Annotated in this window: 18 protein-coding genes; 6 read left to right on the top strand and 12 right to left on the bottom strand. The window is 62.2% G+C overall.

What is annotated here, in order from left to right; genetic code table 11:
* Positions 1-223 precede the first annotated feature (223 nt).
* The 5 genes from I6A82_RS14195 to aroQ form a co-directional block, all read right to left on the bottom strand.
* The gene (locus I6A82_RS14195; protein WP_198095386.1) at positions 224-880 is read right to left on the bottom strand and encodes a DsbA family oxidoreductase; all 657 of its coding nucleotides are present in this window, start codon (positions 878-880) and stop codon (positions 224-226) included.
* A gap of 26 nt (positions 881-906) precedes the next feature.
* Positions 907-1,962 (bottom strand): aldo/keto reductase, encoded by a 1,056-nt coding sequence (locus I6A82_RS14190; RefSeq protein ID WP_198095385.1) that lies wholly within the window; start codon positions 1,960-1,962, stop codon positions 907-909.
* Between the two features lie 111 nt (positions 1,963-2,073).
* A complete protein-coding gene (gene accC / locus I6A82_RS14185) occupies positions 2,074-3,435 on the bottom strand; it encodes an acetyl-CoA carboxylase biotin carboxylase subunit (RefSeq protein WP_198095384.1) in 1,362 nt (453 codons plus the stop codon).
* Between the two features lie 147 nt (positions 3,436-3,582).
* A complete protein-coding gene (gene accB, locus I6A82_RS14180; protein WP_187334419.1) occupies positions 3,583-4,074 on the bottom strand; it encodes an acetyl-CoA carboxylase biotin carboxyl carrier protein in 492 nt (163 codons plus the stop codon).
* A 46-nt stretch (positions 4,075-4,120) separates the two neighbouring features.
* Positions 4,121-4,561 (bottom strand): type II 3-dehydroquinate dehydratase, encoded by a 441-nt coding sequence (gene aroQ / locus I6A82_RS14175; protein WP_198095383.1) that lies wholly within the window; start codon positions 4,559-4,561, stop codon positions 4,121-4,123.
* Between the two features lie 111 nt (positions 4,562-4,672).
* Here aroQ and thiS point away from each other — a divergent pair, with 111 nt between their 5' ends.
* Together thiS and I6A82_RS14165 are read left to right on the top strand one after the other, a co-directional pair.
* The gene (gene thiS, locus I6A82_RS14170; protein ID WP_198095382.1) at positions 4,673-4,873 is read left to right on the top strand and encodes a sulfur carrier protein ThiS; all 201 of its coding nucleotides are present in this window, start codon (positions 4,673-4,675) and stop codon (positions 4,871-4,873) included.
* A 111-nt stretch (positions 4,874-4,984) separates the two neighbouring features.
* Positions 4,985-5,767, top strand: a complete 783-nt coding sequence (locus I6A82_RS14165) for a bifunctional sulfur carrier protein/thiazole synthase protein (RefSeq protein WP_198095381.1) — start codon at positions 4,985-4,987, stop codon at positions 5,765-5,767.
* A gap of 16 nt (positions 5,768-5,783) precedes the next feature.
* Here the strand turns inward: I6A82_RS14165 and I6A82_RS14160 are convergent, their stop codons facing one another.
* Together I6A82_RS14160 and I6A82_RS14155 are read right to left on the bottom strand one after the other, a co-directional pair.
* Complete coding sequence (locus I6A82_RS14160; protein WP_198095380.1) at positions 5,784-6,509, bottom strand: LytR/AlgR family response regulator transcription factor; 726 nt, start codon at positions 6,507-6,509, stop codon at positions 5,784-5,786.
* Positions 6,499-7,584: a sensor histidine kinase gene (locus I6A82_RS14155; RefSeq protein WP_232343465.1), complete on the bottom strand. Its 1,086-nt coding sequence runs from the start codon at positions 7,582-7,584 to the stop codon at positions 6,499-6,501. Before I6A82_RS14155 ends, I6A82_RS14160 begins: the two co-directional genes overlap by 11 nt.
* A gap of 230 nt (positions 7,585-7,814) precedes the next feature.
* Here I6A82_RS14155 and I6A82_RS14150 point away from each other — a divergent pair, with 230 nt between their 5' ends.
* From I6A82_RS14150 to I6A82_RS14135, 4 genes are all read left to right on the top strand, one after another.
* Positions 7,815-8,363, top strand: a complete 549-nt coding sequence (locus tag I6A82_RS14150) for a hypothetical protein (RefSeq protein ID WP_187334413.1) — start codon at positions 7,815-7,817, stop codon at positions 8,361-8,363.
* A gap of 172 nt (positions 8,364-8,535) precedes the next feature.
* Positions 8,536-9,093 (top strand): type 1 glutamine amidotransferase domain-containing protein, encoded by a 558-nt coding sequence (locus tag I6A82_RS14145; protein WP_187334412.1) that lies wholly within the window; start codon positions 8,536-8,538, stop codon positions 9,091-9,093.
* Positions 9,094-9,293: 200 nt separating this feature from the next.
* Positions 9,294-10,862 (top strand): alanine/glycine:cation symporter family protein, encoded by a 1,569-nt coding sequence (locus I6A82_RS14140; RefSeq protein WP_232343464.1) that lies wholly within the window; start codon positions 9,294-9,296, stop codon positions 10,860-10,862.
* Between the two features lie 151 nt (positions 10,863-11,013).
* Positions 11,014-11,598 (top strand): YqaA family protein, encoded by a 585-nt coding sequence (locus I6A82_RS14135; RefSeq protein WP_198095378.1) that lies wholly within the window; start codon positions 11,014-11,016, stop codon positions 11,596-11,598.
* 54 nt (positions 11,599-11,652) lie between these two features.
* Here I6A82_RS14135 and I6A82_RS14130 read toward each other — a convergent pair whose 3' ends face one another.
* From I6A82_RS14130 to I6A82_RS14110, 5 genes are all read right to left on the bottom strand, one after another.
* On the bottom strand, positions 11,653-12,291 hold the full coding sequence (locus tag I6A82_RS14130) for an SOUL family heme-binding protein (protein WP_198095377.1): 639 nt from the start codon (positions 12,289-12,291) through the stop codon (positions 11,653-11,655).
* A gap of 94 nt (positions 12,292-12,385) precedes the next feature.
* Positions 12,386-12,802, bottom strand: a complete 417-nt coding sequence (locus I6A82_RS14125) for a VOC family protein (protein ID WP_198095376.1) — start codon at positions 12,800-12,802, stop codon at positions 12,386-12,388.
* Positions 12,803-12,806: 4 nt separating this feature from the next.
* Positions 12,807-13,202: a hypothetical protein gene (locus I6A82_RS14120; protein ID WP_198095375.1), complete on the bottom strand. Its 396-nt coding sequence runs from the start codon at positions 13,200-13,202 to the stop codon at positions 12,807-12,809.
* Positions 13,203-13,331: 129 nt separating this feature from the next.
* A complete protein-coding gene (locus I6A82_RS14115; RefSeq protein WP_198095374.1) occupies positions 13,332-14,153 on the bottom strand; it encodes an RcnB family protein in 822 nt (273 codons plus the stop codon).
* Between the two features lie 213 nt (positions 14,154-14,366).
* Positions 14,367-16,256, bottom strand: a complete 1,890-nt coding sequence (locus I6A82_RS14110; protein ID WP_198095373.1) for a M1 family metallopeptidase — start codon at positions 16,254-16,256, stop codon at positions 14,367-14,369.
* Between the last annotated feature and the right edge of the window lie 53 nt (positions 16,257-16,309).

The raw sequence follows: 16,309 nt of genomic DNA, 5'->3' as shown, positions 1-16,309 counted from the left end.
AATAGCGTGAGCGCCTGAATATATCCTTGGACGGCAGTTAGGGCATGGAAAGATATCGAACCGGATGTGGAGCCGAAGAAACTTTTTTGACGGGCCCTGTGTGGTCGTTTCGTAGAAATCGCCAACATAGTCTGAAAAGCATCGCCACTCTGGAAAAGGGGGGGCGGCTATTCACCCTCCATCAGCTTGGGGCGATGCTGCAGTCTCCATTATGTCGATGTTATCAAGCGGTTACTTCTTCCTCCGCGATGCGCCGTAGCGCGCGTTCGAAGGCTTCCGGCGGCTGTCCGCCGTTGATGACATAGCGGTCATCGATCACGATCGTGGGCACGGAGCTGACGCCGCCGCGTCGCCAGGTCTCTTCTTCGGTGCTTACTTCTGCGGCAAAACGATCGCTTTCGAGAATGGCGCGGGCCTTCTCTGGGTCGAGGCCTGCATCGGCTGCGCAGCGAATCAGGACATCATGATCTTCAGGCGCCTCGCCATCGGTGAAATAGGCGCTGAACAGGCGATGCTTGAGTTCAAGCTGACAGCCCTCGGACTTGGCCCAGTGGAGTAAGCGGTGCGCATCGAAGGTGTTGTAGATGCGGCCGTCCGAACGGTCCGCCATGGTGAAACCGACATCGGCGGCGCGCTGGCGGATCATCGCACCGTTCGCCTTCCGTTGCTGAGGGCTGGCTCCATATTTCTGCGCGATATGCTCGCCAATATCCTGTCCGCCCGGCGGCATGTCAGGGTTAAGCTCGAACGGATGAAAGATGATCTGCGCCTCGATTGCCCCGCCGATCCGATCGAGCGCGATTTCCATCCCCCGCAGCCCGATGATGCACCAGGGGCAGGATATGTCGGAAACAAAATCGATCTTCATCGGGCGGGGCATGACGGGCGTCCTTTTGCTCTATCGGATCAGCTGTCTTTGCTGCCGCGCGGTGCGGGGTTCAGCAGGTCACGGCGATATTCGCCCTGACGCTCGAACATCCATCCGGGATATTCGGCCGGTAGCTTGCTGACCTCATTGAGCTGGGCCAGTTCCTCGTCACTGAGCGCGACGTCCGGTGCGCCAAGATTGTCTTCCAGCTGCGACAGCTTTTTGGCACCCAGGATCACGCTTGTTACCGCTTTCTGGTGCAGCAGCCAGGACAGCGCGATCTGTGCCATCGACGCATCATGCGCTTCGGCGATCGGGCGCATCGCCTCGATCACCTTCTCGCCGCGACTTTTGTCCACCGGCGGGAAATCGAAATCCGCGCGGCGTCCGCCATCTCCGTCCTGATCGCCGGAATATTTGCCGGTCAGATAACCGCCGGCAAGCGGGCTCCAGACGAGCAGGCCGACGCCCTCGTCTTCCATCATCGGCACATGTTCGCGCTCCAGATCGCGCCCGGCGAGCGTATAATAGGCCTGGAGGGATTCGAAGCGGGCGAGACCGCGATTGTAGCTGATGCCAAGCGCCTTGCTGATCTGCCAGGCAGCCCAGTTGGAGACACCGATATAGCGCACATGACCATGCTGAACGAGCGTGTCGAGCGCATGCATCGTCTCCCCGATCGGCGTCGCGGGATCGAAGCCGTGGATCTGATACAGGTCGATATGGTCGAGTTGAAGGCGCTCAAGGCTGGCCTTGCATGCGTCGATGATATGGTAGCGCGAATTGCCGCGGCCATTGGGGCCTTCGCCCATCTGGCCATAGCCCTTGGTGGCGACGACAATTTCGTCGCGCGGAATGCCAAGGTTCTTGATCGCGGTGCCCGTAATCTCCTCCGACTTGCCGCCATGATAGACATTGGCGGTATCGATGAAGTTCACGCCCGCGTCGAACGCGGTTTTGACCAGCTCGTCCGCATCATTTTGCCCAAGCGATCCGATCTTGCCCCACATGCCGTCGGCTTCACCAAAAGTCATGGTGCCAAGGCACAGTTCGGAAACGAAAAGGCCGGTTGAGCCGAGACGGTTGTAACGCATGGGAGGTATCCTCGTGACAAATGGGAAGGGCGGCGATCCAGTGGCCGCCGCCGTCACGAGTTCAATGCTTGCAACGCCCCTTCGGTTGCGAAGCGCCACCGATCGCAGGGCTCAGTTCGTCTTGGCCTCGCGCTGATCGGCGAGCCACTTCTCCAGCCATTTGATCGTGTAGTCGCCGGCGCGGAATTCCTCGTCCGTCAGCAGCTTCTGATGCAGCGGGATGGTGGTCTTCATTCCCTCGATCACAAACTCCTCGAGCGCGCGGTTAAGGCGCATCAGACAGCCTTCGCGGCTGTGGCCGAAGACGATCAGCTTGGCGATCATGCTGTCATAATAAGGCGGCACCGAATAGCCCTGATAAAGACCGCTATCGACGCGCACGAACAGGCCTCCGGGGGCGTGGTAGGCGGTCACCTTGCCCGGCGACGGAGTGAAGTTTTCCGGGTCCTCGGCATTGATCCGGCATTCGATGGCGTGGCCGTTGAATTGAATTTCGTCCTGCGTCTTGGACAGTGGCTCGCCGCACGCGATGCGGATCTGTTCGCGCACGAGGTCCATGCCGGTGATCATCTCGGTCACCGGATGTTCGACCTGCAGGCGCGTGTTCATCTCGATGAAGAAGAACTCGCCATTTTCGTAAAGAAACTCGATCGTGCCGGCACCGCGATAGCCCATGTCGGCCATCGCCTTGACCACGGTGGCACCCATGCGCTCACGCTCTTCGGCAGTGATGACGGGGGAGGGGGCTTCCTCCAACACCTTCTGATGGCGCCGCTGCAGCGAGCAGTCGCGCTCCCCAAGGTGGATCGCATTGCCCTTGCCGTCGCCGAAGACCTGAAATTCGATATGGCGCGGGTCGGCGAGATATTTTTCCATGTAGACCGTGGCATCGCCAAACGCGGCCTTTGCCTCGCTGCGCGCCTGGCCCATCTGGGCTTCAAGCTCCTGCTCGTCGTTCACCACCTTCATGCCGCGGCCGCCGCCGCCGGACGCCGCCTTGATGATCACCGGATATCCGATGTCCGCGGCCAGCGCCTTGGCCTCGTCCAGATCCTCGATCGCACCGGCAGAGCCGGGAACCAGCGGCAGACCCAGCGCGCCCGCGGTCTTCTTGGCCGCGACCTTGTCGCCCATCGTCTCGATATGCTCGGGCTTGGGGCCAACCCAGATGATGCCGTGGCTCTCTACGATCTCGGCAAACTTCGCATTCTCGGACAGGAAGCCGTAACCGGGGTGAATGGCGTCCGCCTGGCTGATTTCGGCAGCGCTGATGATCGCGGGGATGTTGAGATAACTGTCGGTTGCCGGCGGCGGGCCGATGCAGATTGCCTCGTCCGCCAGGCGCACATGCATGGCGTCGGCGTCCGCAGTGCTGTGCACGGCGATGGTCTTGATGCCCATCTCGTGGGCGGCGCGGTGAATACGCAGCGCAATCTCGCCGCGGTTCGCGATCAGCAGTTTATTGATGGGCATGGGTTTCGTTGACCCTTCTCGGTTCTACGCTGCCAAAAAATTTCCGTTCAGGCTGAGCTTGTCGAAGCCCTGCCTTCCCCGCACCCTAACAGAAGCAGTACCACCCTTCGACAGGCTCAGGGCGAACGGAGTGCGGGACGAGAGATTCTATTCGATAATCACCAGCGGCTGATCGAACTCGACCGGCTGGCCGTTGGAGACCATGATCTTCTTCACCGTCCCGGCGCTCGGTGCGCTGATCGGGTTCATCACCTTCATCGCCTCCACGATCACCAGCGTATCGCCCGCTTCCACCTTCTGCCCCTCGCTGATGAACGGCTTGGCGCCCGGCTCGCTGGCGAGATAGCAAGTGCCGACCATGGGCGAACGGATGGCGTTGGCATCATCATCTGCGCTGTCGGTTTGCGGCGCGGCGGCTTGAGCTGGTGCGGCGCTCGGCGCAGCTGCTGTCGCCGGAGCGGGCGCGGCAACCGGTGCCGCTGCGGCCTGAATGTTGCGCGAGACGCGGATACGGCGCGGGCCGTCTTCCACCTCGATATCGCTGAGGCCGGTATCGCCGAGCATCTCGGCCAGTTCGCGCACCATCGATACGTCGATGTTCATTGGTCCCTCGCTGGGTTTTTCATGTTCGTCGGACATAGGCTTTCAAACCCTTGTTATGATATTTCACGTTGCGGCTGCTTAATCAGAGCCGGGCCGCCGCGTCCAGCGCGAGTTCGTAGGACAGCGCGCCGAAGCCACTGACGGTTCCCTTGGCCGCGCGGGCAATCCAGCTGCGGTGGCGAAAGCTTTCGCGCGCATGGGGGTTGGACAGATGAACCTCGATCACCGGCACATCGATCGCGCGGATGGCATCGTAAAGCGCGATCGAGGTGTGTGTGAACGCGCCTGCATTCAGCAGCACCGCCTTGGCCTGGCTCGCCGCTGCCTCGTGTAGCCAGTCGATCAGATGACCCTCATGGTTGGATTGGCGCAGGTCAATGTCGAAGCCGAGGTCAGCCGCGCGGTCTTCCAGTCGCCCCGCGATATCATCCAACGTTTCGGCACCGTAGACATCGGGCTCACGCATGCCGAGCAGGTTGAGATTGGGTCCGTTGAGGACGAAGATGGTCTGCCGGTCGGCCATGTCTGCCCCCTTTTTTTGCCGTGAGTGCTCTTGCCCCCCCTTTAAACTCCGTGTGCGGGCGAAGTCGAGCGCCCCTCGACTTCCTGGCCTCCCGCGCGCTACAGCAGGGCTATGCTGAACGTCACGATCAACGGCGATGCGAAACGCGTGGAAAGCGGCACCGTCGCCGACATGGTGCGCGCGCTCGGGCTTCATCCGGAAAAGCTGGCGGTGGAACGCAACCGCGCGATCGTGCCGCGCGGCTCGCTGGACCAAGTGATGGTGGAAGAGGGCGATGTGTTCGAGATTGTCCACTTCGTCGGCGGAGGCTGATCGGGCGCGCCGCCACGTGATGCCGACGGTTGATGCGTTCGTCGGGACACTTCGTAGCGGTCGTTCACGGGGAGGGTTTATTCACCGCCCGCGCGCTCCTAAGTCCGGTGCATGACCGATTCTCCTACCGATATCTGGACCGTTGCCGGCCAGACTTTCACCTCGCGTCTCATCGTCGGCACGGGGAAATATAAGGATTTCGAACAGAACGCCGCCGCGTTGAAGGCGAGCGGCGCCGAAATCATCACCGTGGCGGTGCGGCGCGTGAACGTGTCGGACCCCACTCAGCCTATGCTGACCGATCATATCAGCCCGAAGGACTACACCTTTCTGCCCAACACGGCGGGCTGCTTCACCGCCGATGAAGCTGTTCGCACGCTGCGCCTGGCGCGCGAGGCGGGCGGCTGGGATCTCGTGAAGCTGGAAGTACTGGGGGAGGCGAAGACGCTCTATCCCGACATGCGCGAGACGTTGAAGGCCACGGAAACGCTGGTGGCCGAAGGCTTCAAGCCGATGGTCTATTGCGTCGATGATCCGATCGCAGCGAAGCAGCTGGAGGAGGCTGGCGCCGTCGCGATCATGCCGCTGGGCGCGCCGATCGGCTCCGGCCTCGGTATCCAGAACCGCGTGACCATTCGCTTGATTGTCGAGGGCGCGAATGTGCCGGTCCTGGTCGATGCGGGCGTCGGCACGGCATCGGACGCGGCAATCGCGATGGAACTTGGCTGCGACGGCGTTCTGATGAACACCGCCATCGCCGAGGCGAAGGACCCGATCCGCATGGCCGAGGCGATGAAGCTGGCGGTCCAGGCCGGGCGGCACAGCTATCTGTCGGGTCGCATGGCGCAGCGCCGCTATGCCGATCCGTCGAGCCCGTTGGCGGGGCTGATCTGAACGGAGAGCTGGGCACTCATCGCCCAGCTATTTCCTTCGCCTGGTTCAGATATTTCCGGCCTATCCGCAGGGATTCGCCGTCCGCAAGCTGTGCATGCCAGACGCCGCCGCCCTCATGGCGCAGGCCGGTAACAAAATCCCGCCGCACGATGTGGCTGCGGTGAATGCGCAGGAATTTTGCTTCGTCCAGCCGCTCTTCCAGTGCGCCGATGGTCTCGTGCAGTAGATAGCTGCGGTCGCCCAGATGCAGCCGCATATAGTCGCGCTCTGCCTCGATCCGGTCGATGTCTTCAGCGGCCACGCGGATCAGTTCGGATCGGTGCGGCACCCAGAATTCCTGTGCGCCCACCGGTTCCGCCCTCTTTTCGCTTCGGGCTGCCAGAACGCGTGCGACGGCCTTTTCAAGGCGGTCCTGCGCCACCGGCTTCAGCACATAGTCCGCCACGCCCAGCTCGAACGCCTCGACCGCAAATCCATCGAATGCGGTGCAGAAAATGATCGCGGGCGGGGACCGCATACCGCTAAGCGCGCGCGCCACGGCGATCCCGTCGCGGCCCGGCATCGCGATGTCCAGGAGCAGCAGATCGATGCCGCCCGCGCGCACGGCTTTAAGCGCTGCGTCGCCATCGCTGGCGGTGGCGGCAAGTTCCAGCCTGTCGATGCCTGCCACCAATCGTTCCAGCCGCTCCACGGCAAGCGGCTCGTCGTCAACGATCAGCGTGTTCAACGTATCAGCGGACATCCAGCGGTATCTCCAGTCGGTTGACGAACCCGCCTTCCGCATCCGGCGAAGCGGAGAAGCGTGCGCGGCTTCCATAGCGCGCTTCCAGTCGATCGCGAACATTGACGAGGCCGATGCCGCCCGGCTCGCCGCGCATCGTGGAGCCTCCGGCGCCGTCATCCGTCACGCTGATGAACAGCGTCGCTTCGTCCACCCGTGCGCGGATCGTGATCGTGACGGGCATGCGCGCCCGCGACACGCCGTGCTTGATCGCGTTTTCGACAAGCGGCTGGAGAATCAGTGCGGGAACCTTGGCCCGTGCAGCCGCCTCGCTCACCTCGATCCGGCTGCGCAGGCGCTCGGGATAGCGCACCGACTCGATCGCGAGGTAGAGCGACTGCGCCTCCACTTCTTCGGCCAGTGTGACATCGGCCAGCGGATCGCTGGTAAGGCTGGTGCGGTAGAAGGTGGCAAGGTTCATGATCATTGCTTCGGCGCGGTCGGCATCGCCGCGCATCACCAGGGAACTCAGTGAATTGAGCGTGTTGAACAGGAAGTGCGGGTTCACCTGATAACGCAGCGCGCGCAGCTCGGCCTCGTGCGCGGCCTGGCTGAGCCGCGCTGCCTGTCGCTCCGCCGCGCGCACCTCGCGGGCGTAGCTCAGCGCCAGAAACAACATCCCCCAGGCGGCAAGGAAGAAATAGCGGTTGAGCGCCAACTCCGCGAGCGTCTGGACCATGCTGAGGGGTTGCTGGATGCCGATATCGGGCGCGCCGGCAAAGATCCGCTCCGGATCGTAGACATTGAACAGCCAGTAATTGAACAGGCTCATCAAGATCGCGGTCGGTGCGGCGCCGATGAAGGCTGCGGTAATGCGCTGGCCGAACGGCCGGTCGTCGAACAGGCGCAGCAGCAGGCAGAAGCAGAATGTCAGGCCGATGCCGACGAGGGTGACGGCGATGCGACGCCAGATCAGCTCGTCCTGAGCCGGAAAGCCCATGACGGCGGCACGCGCGGTGTTGACCACGGCATAAACCGCCCAGAAGCCGACGATGGACAGGAACGCCAGGCGCAGGGAAATCGTTCTGCGGGGCATCGGGGCGAGGGCCATGGCGGCGGGATTAGCGGCTTGGCGGCGGCTTGTCTGCATCGGCGCACCGTTACGTCATCGCATCGTTTCGTGCGGGAATGTCACAGCGAAATTTCAATTCCAGGCCATCGGCGCAATAACCTTACTGCAATGCGTCAATTTGCGCTTTAAGATAACATTCACCATGTCCATGATATGACGATCCTCTGTCGAACACGGGTTGGGAGCCTGACATTATGACCGATCAGACCAGCGAAGCGCCGGGAATGGTTACCCTGGCAGAAATGAAGGAATTTGCAGGCTTCACCGCCGCGACGCAGCGCTACATCCGGCGCTCGCTCGACGTGGCGTTTGAGCGTGAAGACGCCGTTAAGCGCTGGAGCCGTGATGTCGGCGAAGTCGCCAGCATCCGCGCCCAATATCGCCTGTATGAACGGCTCGAAGCGCTGCGCGGCCTCATTCCTACGTCGAGCGACATCGATGCGGCGGAGCCGTTCATGTCACCGCTCATCACGGTCTCGGCGTTCGATCTTGGGCAGGGGCGGATCGAAAGCTTCGCCTCCTATCGTTTCCTCTATGAGCGCTTGCTCGGTGCCGACGCGCGGCCTTGGCTGCCCGGTGCCTTCTGCGCCGCGGCGACCCTCCCGCAGCTGCAGCCTGAACAGCGCAAGAAATTGCTGCAGTCGATCACCGAAGCCGCAGCGACGGCGACCGGCTGGTCCAAGCGCGCACCAAGCTTTTTCCCCGAATGGGTTGAAAAGGTGGATGCCGGAAAAGCGAACTGACTCGCTCCAGGTCCCGGCTCGATTAAACAGGGGTGCTCCGTGAGGGGCGCCCTTTTTTCTTGTCGGCAGATGGCGTGCGGTTGTGACCTCTATAAGCATGCAGCCTCGCGGAACTCCGGCGCGCCAGCGTTGTTGATCCTTCCGAACAGCTTCAAAGGAAGGAGTTTCTCCCATGGCTATCGAACAGGATCTTACGGGTCTCAACATCCTCATCATTGCAACCGACGGGTTCGAGCAATCCGAGCTTCTGGAGCCGCGCGATCAGCTCTCCGGTGCAGGCGCGACGGTCCATATCGCTTCGCTTGCAGAGGGCGAGATCAAGGCCTGGGATGAGGACGACTGGGGCGATAGCGTAGAAGTCGACAAGCTGGTCGCCGACGTTTCAGTCGACGATTATGACGCGCTGGTGCTTCCGGGCGGGCAGATCAACCCTGATCTTCTTCGCGTCGAAGACTCGGTGCTCGACCTGATCCGCGAATTCGATAGCTCGGGCAAAACGGTGGCGGCTATCTGCCACGCACCGTGGCTGCTGATCGAAGCGGAGATCATCAACGGGCGCAAGGCCACCAGCTACAAGTCGATCCGTACGGACCTCTCCAATGCCGGAGCGGAAGTGGTCGATGAAAGCGTGGTCGTGGATGATAATCTTATCACCAGCCGAAATCCGGATGATCTCGACAACTTCTGTGCAGCGATCGCAAGCGCCGTGCTGGAGGGCGCAGACGCCTAAACTTAGCGTCAAAGATAATCATCTCAGGGCGGGCCGATGACGGCTCGCCCTTTCTTTTTCAGGGCCGATCGACTCTGCGGCGCCCATTCGCCAGGACTTGGCAATGGGCCCCCGCGGCTTGCCATCGCGCCTTCCTTTGCTAAGCCTGCTGGCTGAACGAGGGCAAGGGAGCGGCAATAGCCGCCGAGGGAAAGCATATCATGGCAAGCGGAGGCGGCATGGCCGCGGCGTTCGAGCGTTGGACCGATCCGGTCATCAACGTATCGGACTTCATTTGGGGCGGCACCTGGAACGGCACGGAGGTAATTCCCTTCCCGCCGATGGTGATCATCCTGCTGGGCGGCGGCCTGTGGATCATGATCGGTCTGCGCGGCTATCCGATCCGCAACCTCATCCCCGCCTTCCGCAAGCTTTTCGTGAAATCGGACAAGGGCGCTGCTGGTGAAATCAGCCCGTTCGCGGCGCTTTCCACCGCGCTCTCGGGCCAGGTGGGCACCGGCAATCTGGCCGGTGTCGCCACGGCCATCGCGCTGGGCGGGCCCGGCGCGATCTTCTGGATGTGGATCACCGCGTTGATCGGCATGGCGCTGGGTTTTGCCGAAGGCGCGCTGGCGGTGCGCTTTCGCGAACGCACGCCCGACGGCGAATATCGCGGCGGACCGATGAGCTACATCACCTACGGCCTTGGCCCCAAATGGAAGTGGCTCGCGATCCTGTTCTGCATCGGCACGTTGTTTTCCGCGCTGGTGACCGGCAACGGCATCCAGGCCAATTCGGTGGCGGATTCCATCAACGAGCTGACCGGTCTGGAAGACTGGATCGGCGGTATCATCACCGCGATCGCCGTTTTCGTGGTCATCATCGGCGGCATCAAATCGATCGGCGCGGTGGCCGAAAAGGTCGTGCCGTTCATGGCGAGCGCTTACATCATCATGGCGATCATCGCGATCCTGCTCAACATCGCAGACATTCCGGAAACATTTGGCCGCATTTTCAGCGGCGCGTTCAATGCGCAGTCCGCAAGCGGCGGTTTCGTGGGCGCTGGGTTGATGCTGGCGATACGTGCCGGTGTAGCCCGTGGCCTGTTTTCCAACGAAGCAGGACAAGGCTCCACCCCGATCGCGCATGCCGTGGCGCAGACCAACGATCCGGCAGCGCAGGGCAATTTCGCCATGCTGGGCACGTTCATCGATACCATCGTCATCTGCACCATGACGGCGTTGGTGATCCTGACCGTGGAGGGGCCGTTCATGGCGACCGATCCGGTCACCGGCCTGAGCGAGCCGGTGAGGCACGCCTGGCAAGCCTCCAATCTGGAAGGTTTCGGGATGACATCCGGCGCTTTCGCCGCGGCATTCCCGCTGGACGTCGCAGGTATCCCGATCGGCACGCTGATCGCATCGGTTGCGCTGATCCTGTTCGTGTTCACCACGCTCCTGACATGGAGCTATTATGGTGAGCGCGCGATCACCTATCTCTACGATCAGCTGCCTGGCTCCAACGAGCGGGGCGAGCGCCGCCTGCACATGATCTGGCGCGTGCTGTGGTGCATCTTCATCTATATCGGCGCATCCGCCCCGCTCGATTTCATCTGGCGGCTGGGTGATATTTCCAATGCGGCGATGGTGATCCCGAACATGATCGCGCTGCTGGCGCTGTCGGGCGTGGTGTTCGCGCTGGCCCGCGGCGTGCGCAACGCCGGCAAGGACCATGGCCGCGAGACGCCTGCCGAACTCAGCGAAGAGGTGACGGGCGCGCCGGGGCATTGAGATCGGCTGATTTTTGATCGGCAACCGTAGTGCTGAGCTTGTCGAAGCACGTTTCTCGGCTAAGGAGAAACGCCCTGCGACAGGCTCAGGGCTGACGGATTTCTGCGTGGCTGGCAAGACAGGGTGCGGCTCGTATTTTTAGGAGAGCGAGTTGCTCAGACGCCTCTACGAATGGACGCTGGATAAGGCCGGGCATCGCACCGCGCCGCGCTGGTTGGCCGCTATTTCCTTTGCCGAATCGAGCTTCTTCCCCATCCCGCCGGACGTGCTGCTGGCACCGATGTGCCTTGCCAAGCCGCAGCGCAGCTGGTGGTATGCGCTGGTCTGCACCATCGCATCGGTGCTCGGTTCGCTGCTGGGCTATGCGATCGGCTTTTTCCTGTTCGACAAGATCGGCCAGCCGATCTTGGAATTTTATGGAATGTCCAAAGAATTCTCAGATTTCAGTGTCAAATTCAACTCTCAAGGTTGGATTTGGGTTATGGGGGCTGGCTTCACTCCATTGCCTTTTAAAGTAATAACCATCGCAGCCGGTGCGACCGCGATGCCATTACACATACTGTTGATTGCTGCACTCATTTCGCGTGCAGCACGATTCTTTCTAGTCGCGGGCCTGCTGCGCTTCTTCGGCCCGCCGATGAAGCTGTGGATCGACAAGCATTTTGCCCTCGCGACCACGCTGCTGGGCGTGCTGGCGGTGCTGGGCTTTATCGCGGTCAAATATATCGTGCATTGAAAAGGGCGCGCGAACCCGGTTCGCGCGCCCCTTCATTTGATCCGTTCAATGCGATCAGCCGAGCGGTTCTTCGATCGTACGGAAAACCTCGTCGCGGCGGATCGGCGGCACGATCATCGGGCTGTTATAGCTGGCAAGCTCATGATTGCCGACACCGTTCCAGCGCCGTTCGGTGACCCACGCATCCAGCCGTTGGATCGTCTCCTGCCATTTGGCATCGCTCGGCGCGCCGCTGACCAGCGCGGTGGCGACGAGCCTCTCAGGCATTTCGCGCAGTGCGATGGAAAGCGGCGGGGCAGGCAGGCTGGCCTTGGTCTTGCCGCGCGGGATGACGAAGCGCACGGCCCAACGGCCGCCCTCATCGTCGAAATCATGTTCGGCATCGCCTTCGATCGAGGCGGTGACAGGTACCGTCATGTCCAGCTTTTCGCCGTCGCGGGACTTGGCGAAATAATAGTCGGACAGGATCTTGAAGCCTTCCTTCTCGGCCTGCTTGCGCGTTCCCGTCACCACCGTTTCGGCCACCAGATAGGGGGCATAGCGGCGCAGCTCGAAATCACCCTCGGTGCGCACCGGGCGGTATGCAGGGCTCTCGGTCTGCTTTTCTGAGCGGGCGTAGAGACCATAGCCGATCGCGCCGGCCGCAAGGGCCGCGCCGCCGCCGATTATCGCTTTCTTGGTGGTCGGGTTCATTCTTCAATCTCCATGCATCGAGCACCGGAAATGGCGGTGCGGTCCATGCTGGGAGAATGAATGAAAGCGCTTCCGGTTTCGCTTTCGTAACGGTTCAGCTTGCGAACAGTGCACTATCGTCGGCGAACGCCTTGAACTCCAGCGCGTTGCCGCTGGGATCGGTCAGGAACATCGTAGCTTGTTCGCCGGGCTGCCCCTTGAAGCGGATGGTAGGCTCGATGATGAAGGCGGTGCCGGCTGCTCGGAAGCGCTCTGCCAGCGCCTGCCAATCGGGCATGGTCAGCACCAGGCCGAAATGCGGCACCGGCACATCATGACCGTCCACCGGATTGTGGTGGGCCACTCGCTGTTCGCCGCCCAGATGCGCGACGATCTGATGTCCGTAGAAATCGAAATCGACCCATTGCTCGCTACTCCGCCCCTCGGGGCAGCCCATCAATTCTCCGTAAAAGGCGCGCGCGGCGGCAAGATCATGGACCGGAAAGGCGAGGTGGAAGGGGCGCAGGCTCATCGGATCAGCGCTGCGGCTCTGGCAGCGGTTCGTCCGCGCCCGCTGCGATCTCGGCATCGAGCAGTGGCTCGCAGCGTTCGTAGCGGGTGGTGAGGAAGCGCATGACATCGCCCTCCGCGATAGCGGCATTGGCCTGCGAGCGCGCGGATTCCGCAATCGCCGCGGCAATGATTTCACGCGGCAAGCCGCTTTCCTCCATGACGCGCGAGCCGACGAGACCCGCATAAACCTTGCCCGGCTCCGCCATAGCGCGCAGCCGATCCGCGCCTTGCGCATCCTGCGATTGCTGAAAAGCGATCAGCCCGAAGGTTGCGACGCAATCGATATCGCGCTGCTGCATATCGGTCAGCACGGAGACAGGAGCCGCAGATTGCAGAAGCATGGCGAGGAACAGGGTCATGAAAATTCCGTCAAGTGATGTGGGATGCGTCTAGCGGCTCCGGCAATCCGGTGGAAGCGCACAGCGACGTCTTGAGAGGCAAAAAACCCGGCCGCGCTTGGCGGACCGGGCTTCCTGGTGATGCCGATCTCAATAGAAGAAATCGTAGATCACGTCGACCGTGCGGCCGTTCCGGACATCGACGAGTACCGCATCGCCGAAATAGCGGACCCAGCGATAGGGGCCGTACACCGGGGGGAGGCGATAGCGGTAGGGATCGTTGATCCGGTAGCGGTTCGAGTAGAACAACGATCCCAGGATCCCCCCGACCGAGAGGCGGCGATAGCCATAGTTCCGGTAGGGCGCGTAATAGCGCGAGGTGAACAGGCCGCGATTGGCACGGCGATAGCGGCGCCAGTCGTAACGGCGATCGTTCCGCCAATTGTTGTTCCAGCGATTATACTGGCGTCCGTTATAGGCGAAACGGGCATTGTTATACCGGTCTCGCCGATAGTCCGCGCGTCGATCGCGCCGATAGTCACGATAGGCTTCCCGCCTGTCCTGGCGATAATCGCGATAGGCCTCGCGCCGCTGTTCGCGGCGATAATCCCTGCGCCGCTCCGCGCGGCGTTCTGCCCGGCGCTGGTCCTGGCGAGCATCCTGCCGTCGATCGCGACGCGCTTCGCGGCGTCGCTCGGCGCGCCGCTCAAACTGGCGGGCATCCTGGCGGCGATCCCGGCGCGCCTCCTGCCGACGCTCGGCACGCCGGTCTGCCCGGCGTTCGCTGCGGCGCTCCTGCCGAGCCTCGCCGCGACGTTCTCCGCGTTCCCGCTGCGCAACCGCTGAGGCTGAAATTTCGGTGGAGGCGATGCCGGAACGGTCGATCGCGTGGATGTTGGCCTGGGCGGCATCGGCCGCAGCGGGGGTGAGTATGGTGGCGGCCATCAAGGCGCCAAAATACAGGGTGCGCATCGGGTTTCTCCTCTGACGCAGCAGCGGACCGCTCCGCCGCAATGGGCAACTCCTGTAGCGCCCTCCTGTTTTTCTTCTGGACCGGCCCGTCTGACCTCCCGCTGAACCGTGAAGAAATATTCAGCTAAGATACCGGTTACATGAACAAAGGCGCTCGGAGCACCGGCGATACCCGCCGATGCTCCAGCCCTGCGCTTTTTTCGAATACTTCGCTTATTGTGAGGGACCGGCCAGGATTTGCTCGCTCATCGCCTGCGCCATCGGGTGATAGCCAGGCTTCGCTTGCGCAAAGGCATCGACGGCAATGGCGTGGCCCCAGTCGCCCTGGGCTTCCAGCGCCTGATAGAGCGGCCGGATCAGCAGCATGCGCCCGACGCTGTTCAGATAATTCTTCAGCGAAGGCACCGCGGGTTCGTAGCGGTTCGGGATCGCAATCTCATACCACGCCGAACGGACATAGGGGTTGGTGCTGTTCGAAAGGTTCAGCCCTTTATCCATCTCCTTCAGCCGCGCTGCCGTCTGCTGCTTCGGCACGCCGCGCAGGAAGCGCAGCCATTGCTGCGTGCTCCAGCCGTCGGTGTCGACCGCCGAAGCGGGGCCCCCGGCGTTGAACGCCGCGAGTTCCCGGTCAACCTCGGCCAGCGTGCTGGAGCGGACATGTACGGCATTGTCGGGCAGGCCCGGCTGATAGGCCCACTGGTCGAGTTGGAGCTGGTTTTCCAGCTGCGTATCGCCCTTGATCAGGTTCGCGCGCAGATCGCTCAAGAAGCCCGCGGTCGTCTGCGGCCGGAAGGCATGGCGGTCAAAATAGCCGCGCAGATATTCGTCGAACCGCTCGCGCCCGACCGCTTTCTCGATCGTGCGTAGGAAGGTCGATCCCTTAAAGTAGTCGAGCTGACCCGCCGTAGCCCCCGGCTCGCCGTGAAGGCGCGTGGAGGGTGCATCCATACCGCCGGCATTCTCGATGTCCTTGAGCATCTGCGCATAATCGAGATCGGCGTACATGGCGGCGCGTTCCGGCCCGTACACTGCTTCCATGATGCGGTTTTCGAAATAGGTGGTGAAGCCTTCGTTCAGCCAGCTGTCCGACCAGGTGGCGTTGGTGACGAGATTGCCCGACCAGCTATGCGCCAGCTCATGCGCGACGACATCGGTGTTGGAGCGGTCTCCGGTAATGATGGTGGGGGTGAGGAAGGTGAGCGTCGGGTTCTCCATCCCGCCATAGGGAAAGCTCGGCGGCAGGACGAGCATGTCGTACCGGCCCCAGCGATAGGGGCCGTAGAGGTCTTCCGCCGCGGAAATCATCTTCTCCACGTCCTGAAACTCGCTGGCTGCGGCGTCGATCAGTTCGGGCTCGCTATAGACGCCGCTGTTGGGGCCGAGCTGCTGAAACGCCAAATTACCGACCGCGAGCGCGATCAGATAGGGCGGCACCGGATTGTCCATTTTGAACCGGTAGCTCACGCGGCCATCGGCGGTGGGCACGCCGTCCGGGGTCAGCTTGTCGCCGCTCATCACCGCGACCAAGCCCTTGGGTACGGTAATCCGCGCGTCCCAGGTCTGGCGGATGCCGGGGCTGTCCTGTGTCGGGATCCAGCTGCGGTTGTTGATCGGCTGGCCTTGGCTGAAAAGATAGGGCTTCTGGCCTCCTGCGGTCGCCTCCCTCGGCAACCATTGCAGCGCGTCCGCACCCGGTGCGCTGGCGTAGGTGATCTTGATCTTGTCGTTTCCGTCCAGCTCAACCGTCAGCGGGCTGCCGAGCTGATCGTCCGATTTGCCCACGGTGTAGGGCAGGGCGTTGCCGTCCATATCGGTGATCGATTGGATTTGAAGGCCGTTGTCGTCCAGCACCACGCTTTTGGCGCCGGGCTCAGCCACCACATCAAGAACTGCCGTGCCGTACAGGCGCTTGTTATCGAAATCGGTGACGAGATCGAGATCGACGTGCGAAACGCGCGCCGTCTCCGGCTCGGCATAAGTCCACACATCTTCGGCGAAGCTGGCCGGTGCCGCCGTCGCGGCCGCGACGGGCGCATCCTGCGCGAGAGCAGCGCCGCTGACGCTGGTCATGAGAAGAAGGGCGGCGGAGGTAGCAAGGCGCATGGAAGTTCCTGTTCGTCTAATCGCTTGTAGGCGGCGTAGCCCGGACATAGGCA

The organism is Novosphingopyxis sp. YJ-S2-01, from assembly GCF_016093175.1.
Classification (GTDB): domain Bacteria; phylum Pseudomonadota; class Alphaproteobacteria; order Sphingomonadales; family Sphingomonadaceae; genus Novosphingopyxis; species Novosphingopyxis iocasae.
This window is presented reverse-complemented; position numbering and strand designations above follow the sequence as displayed.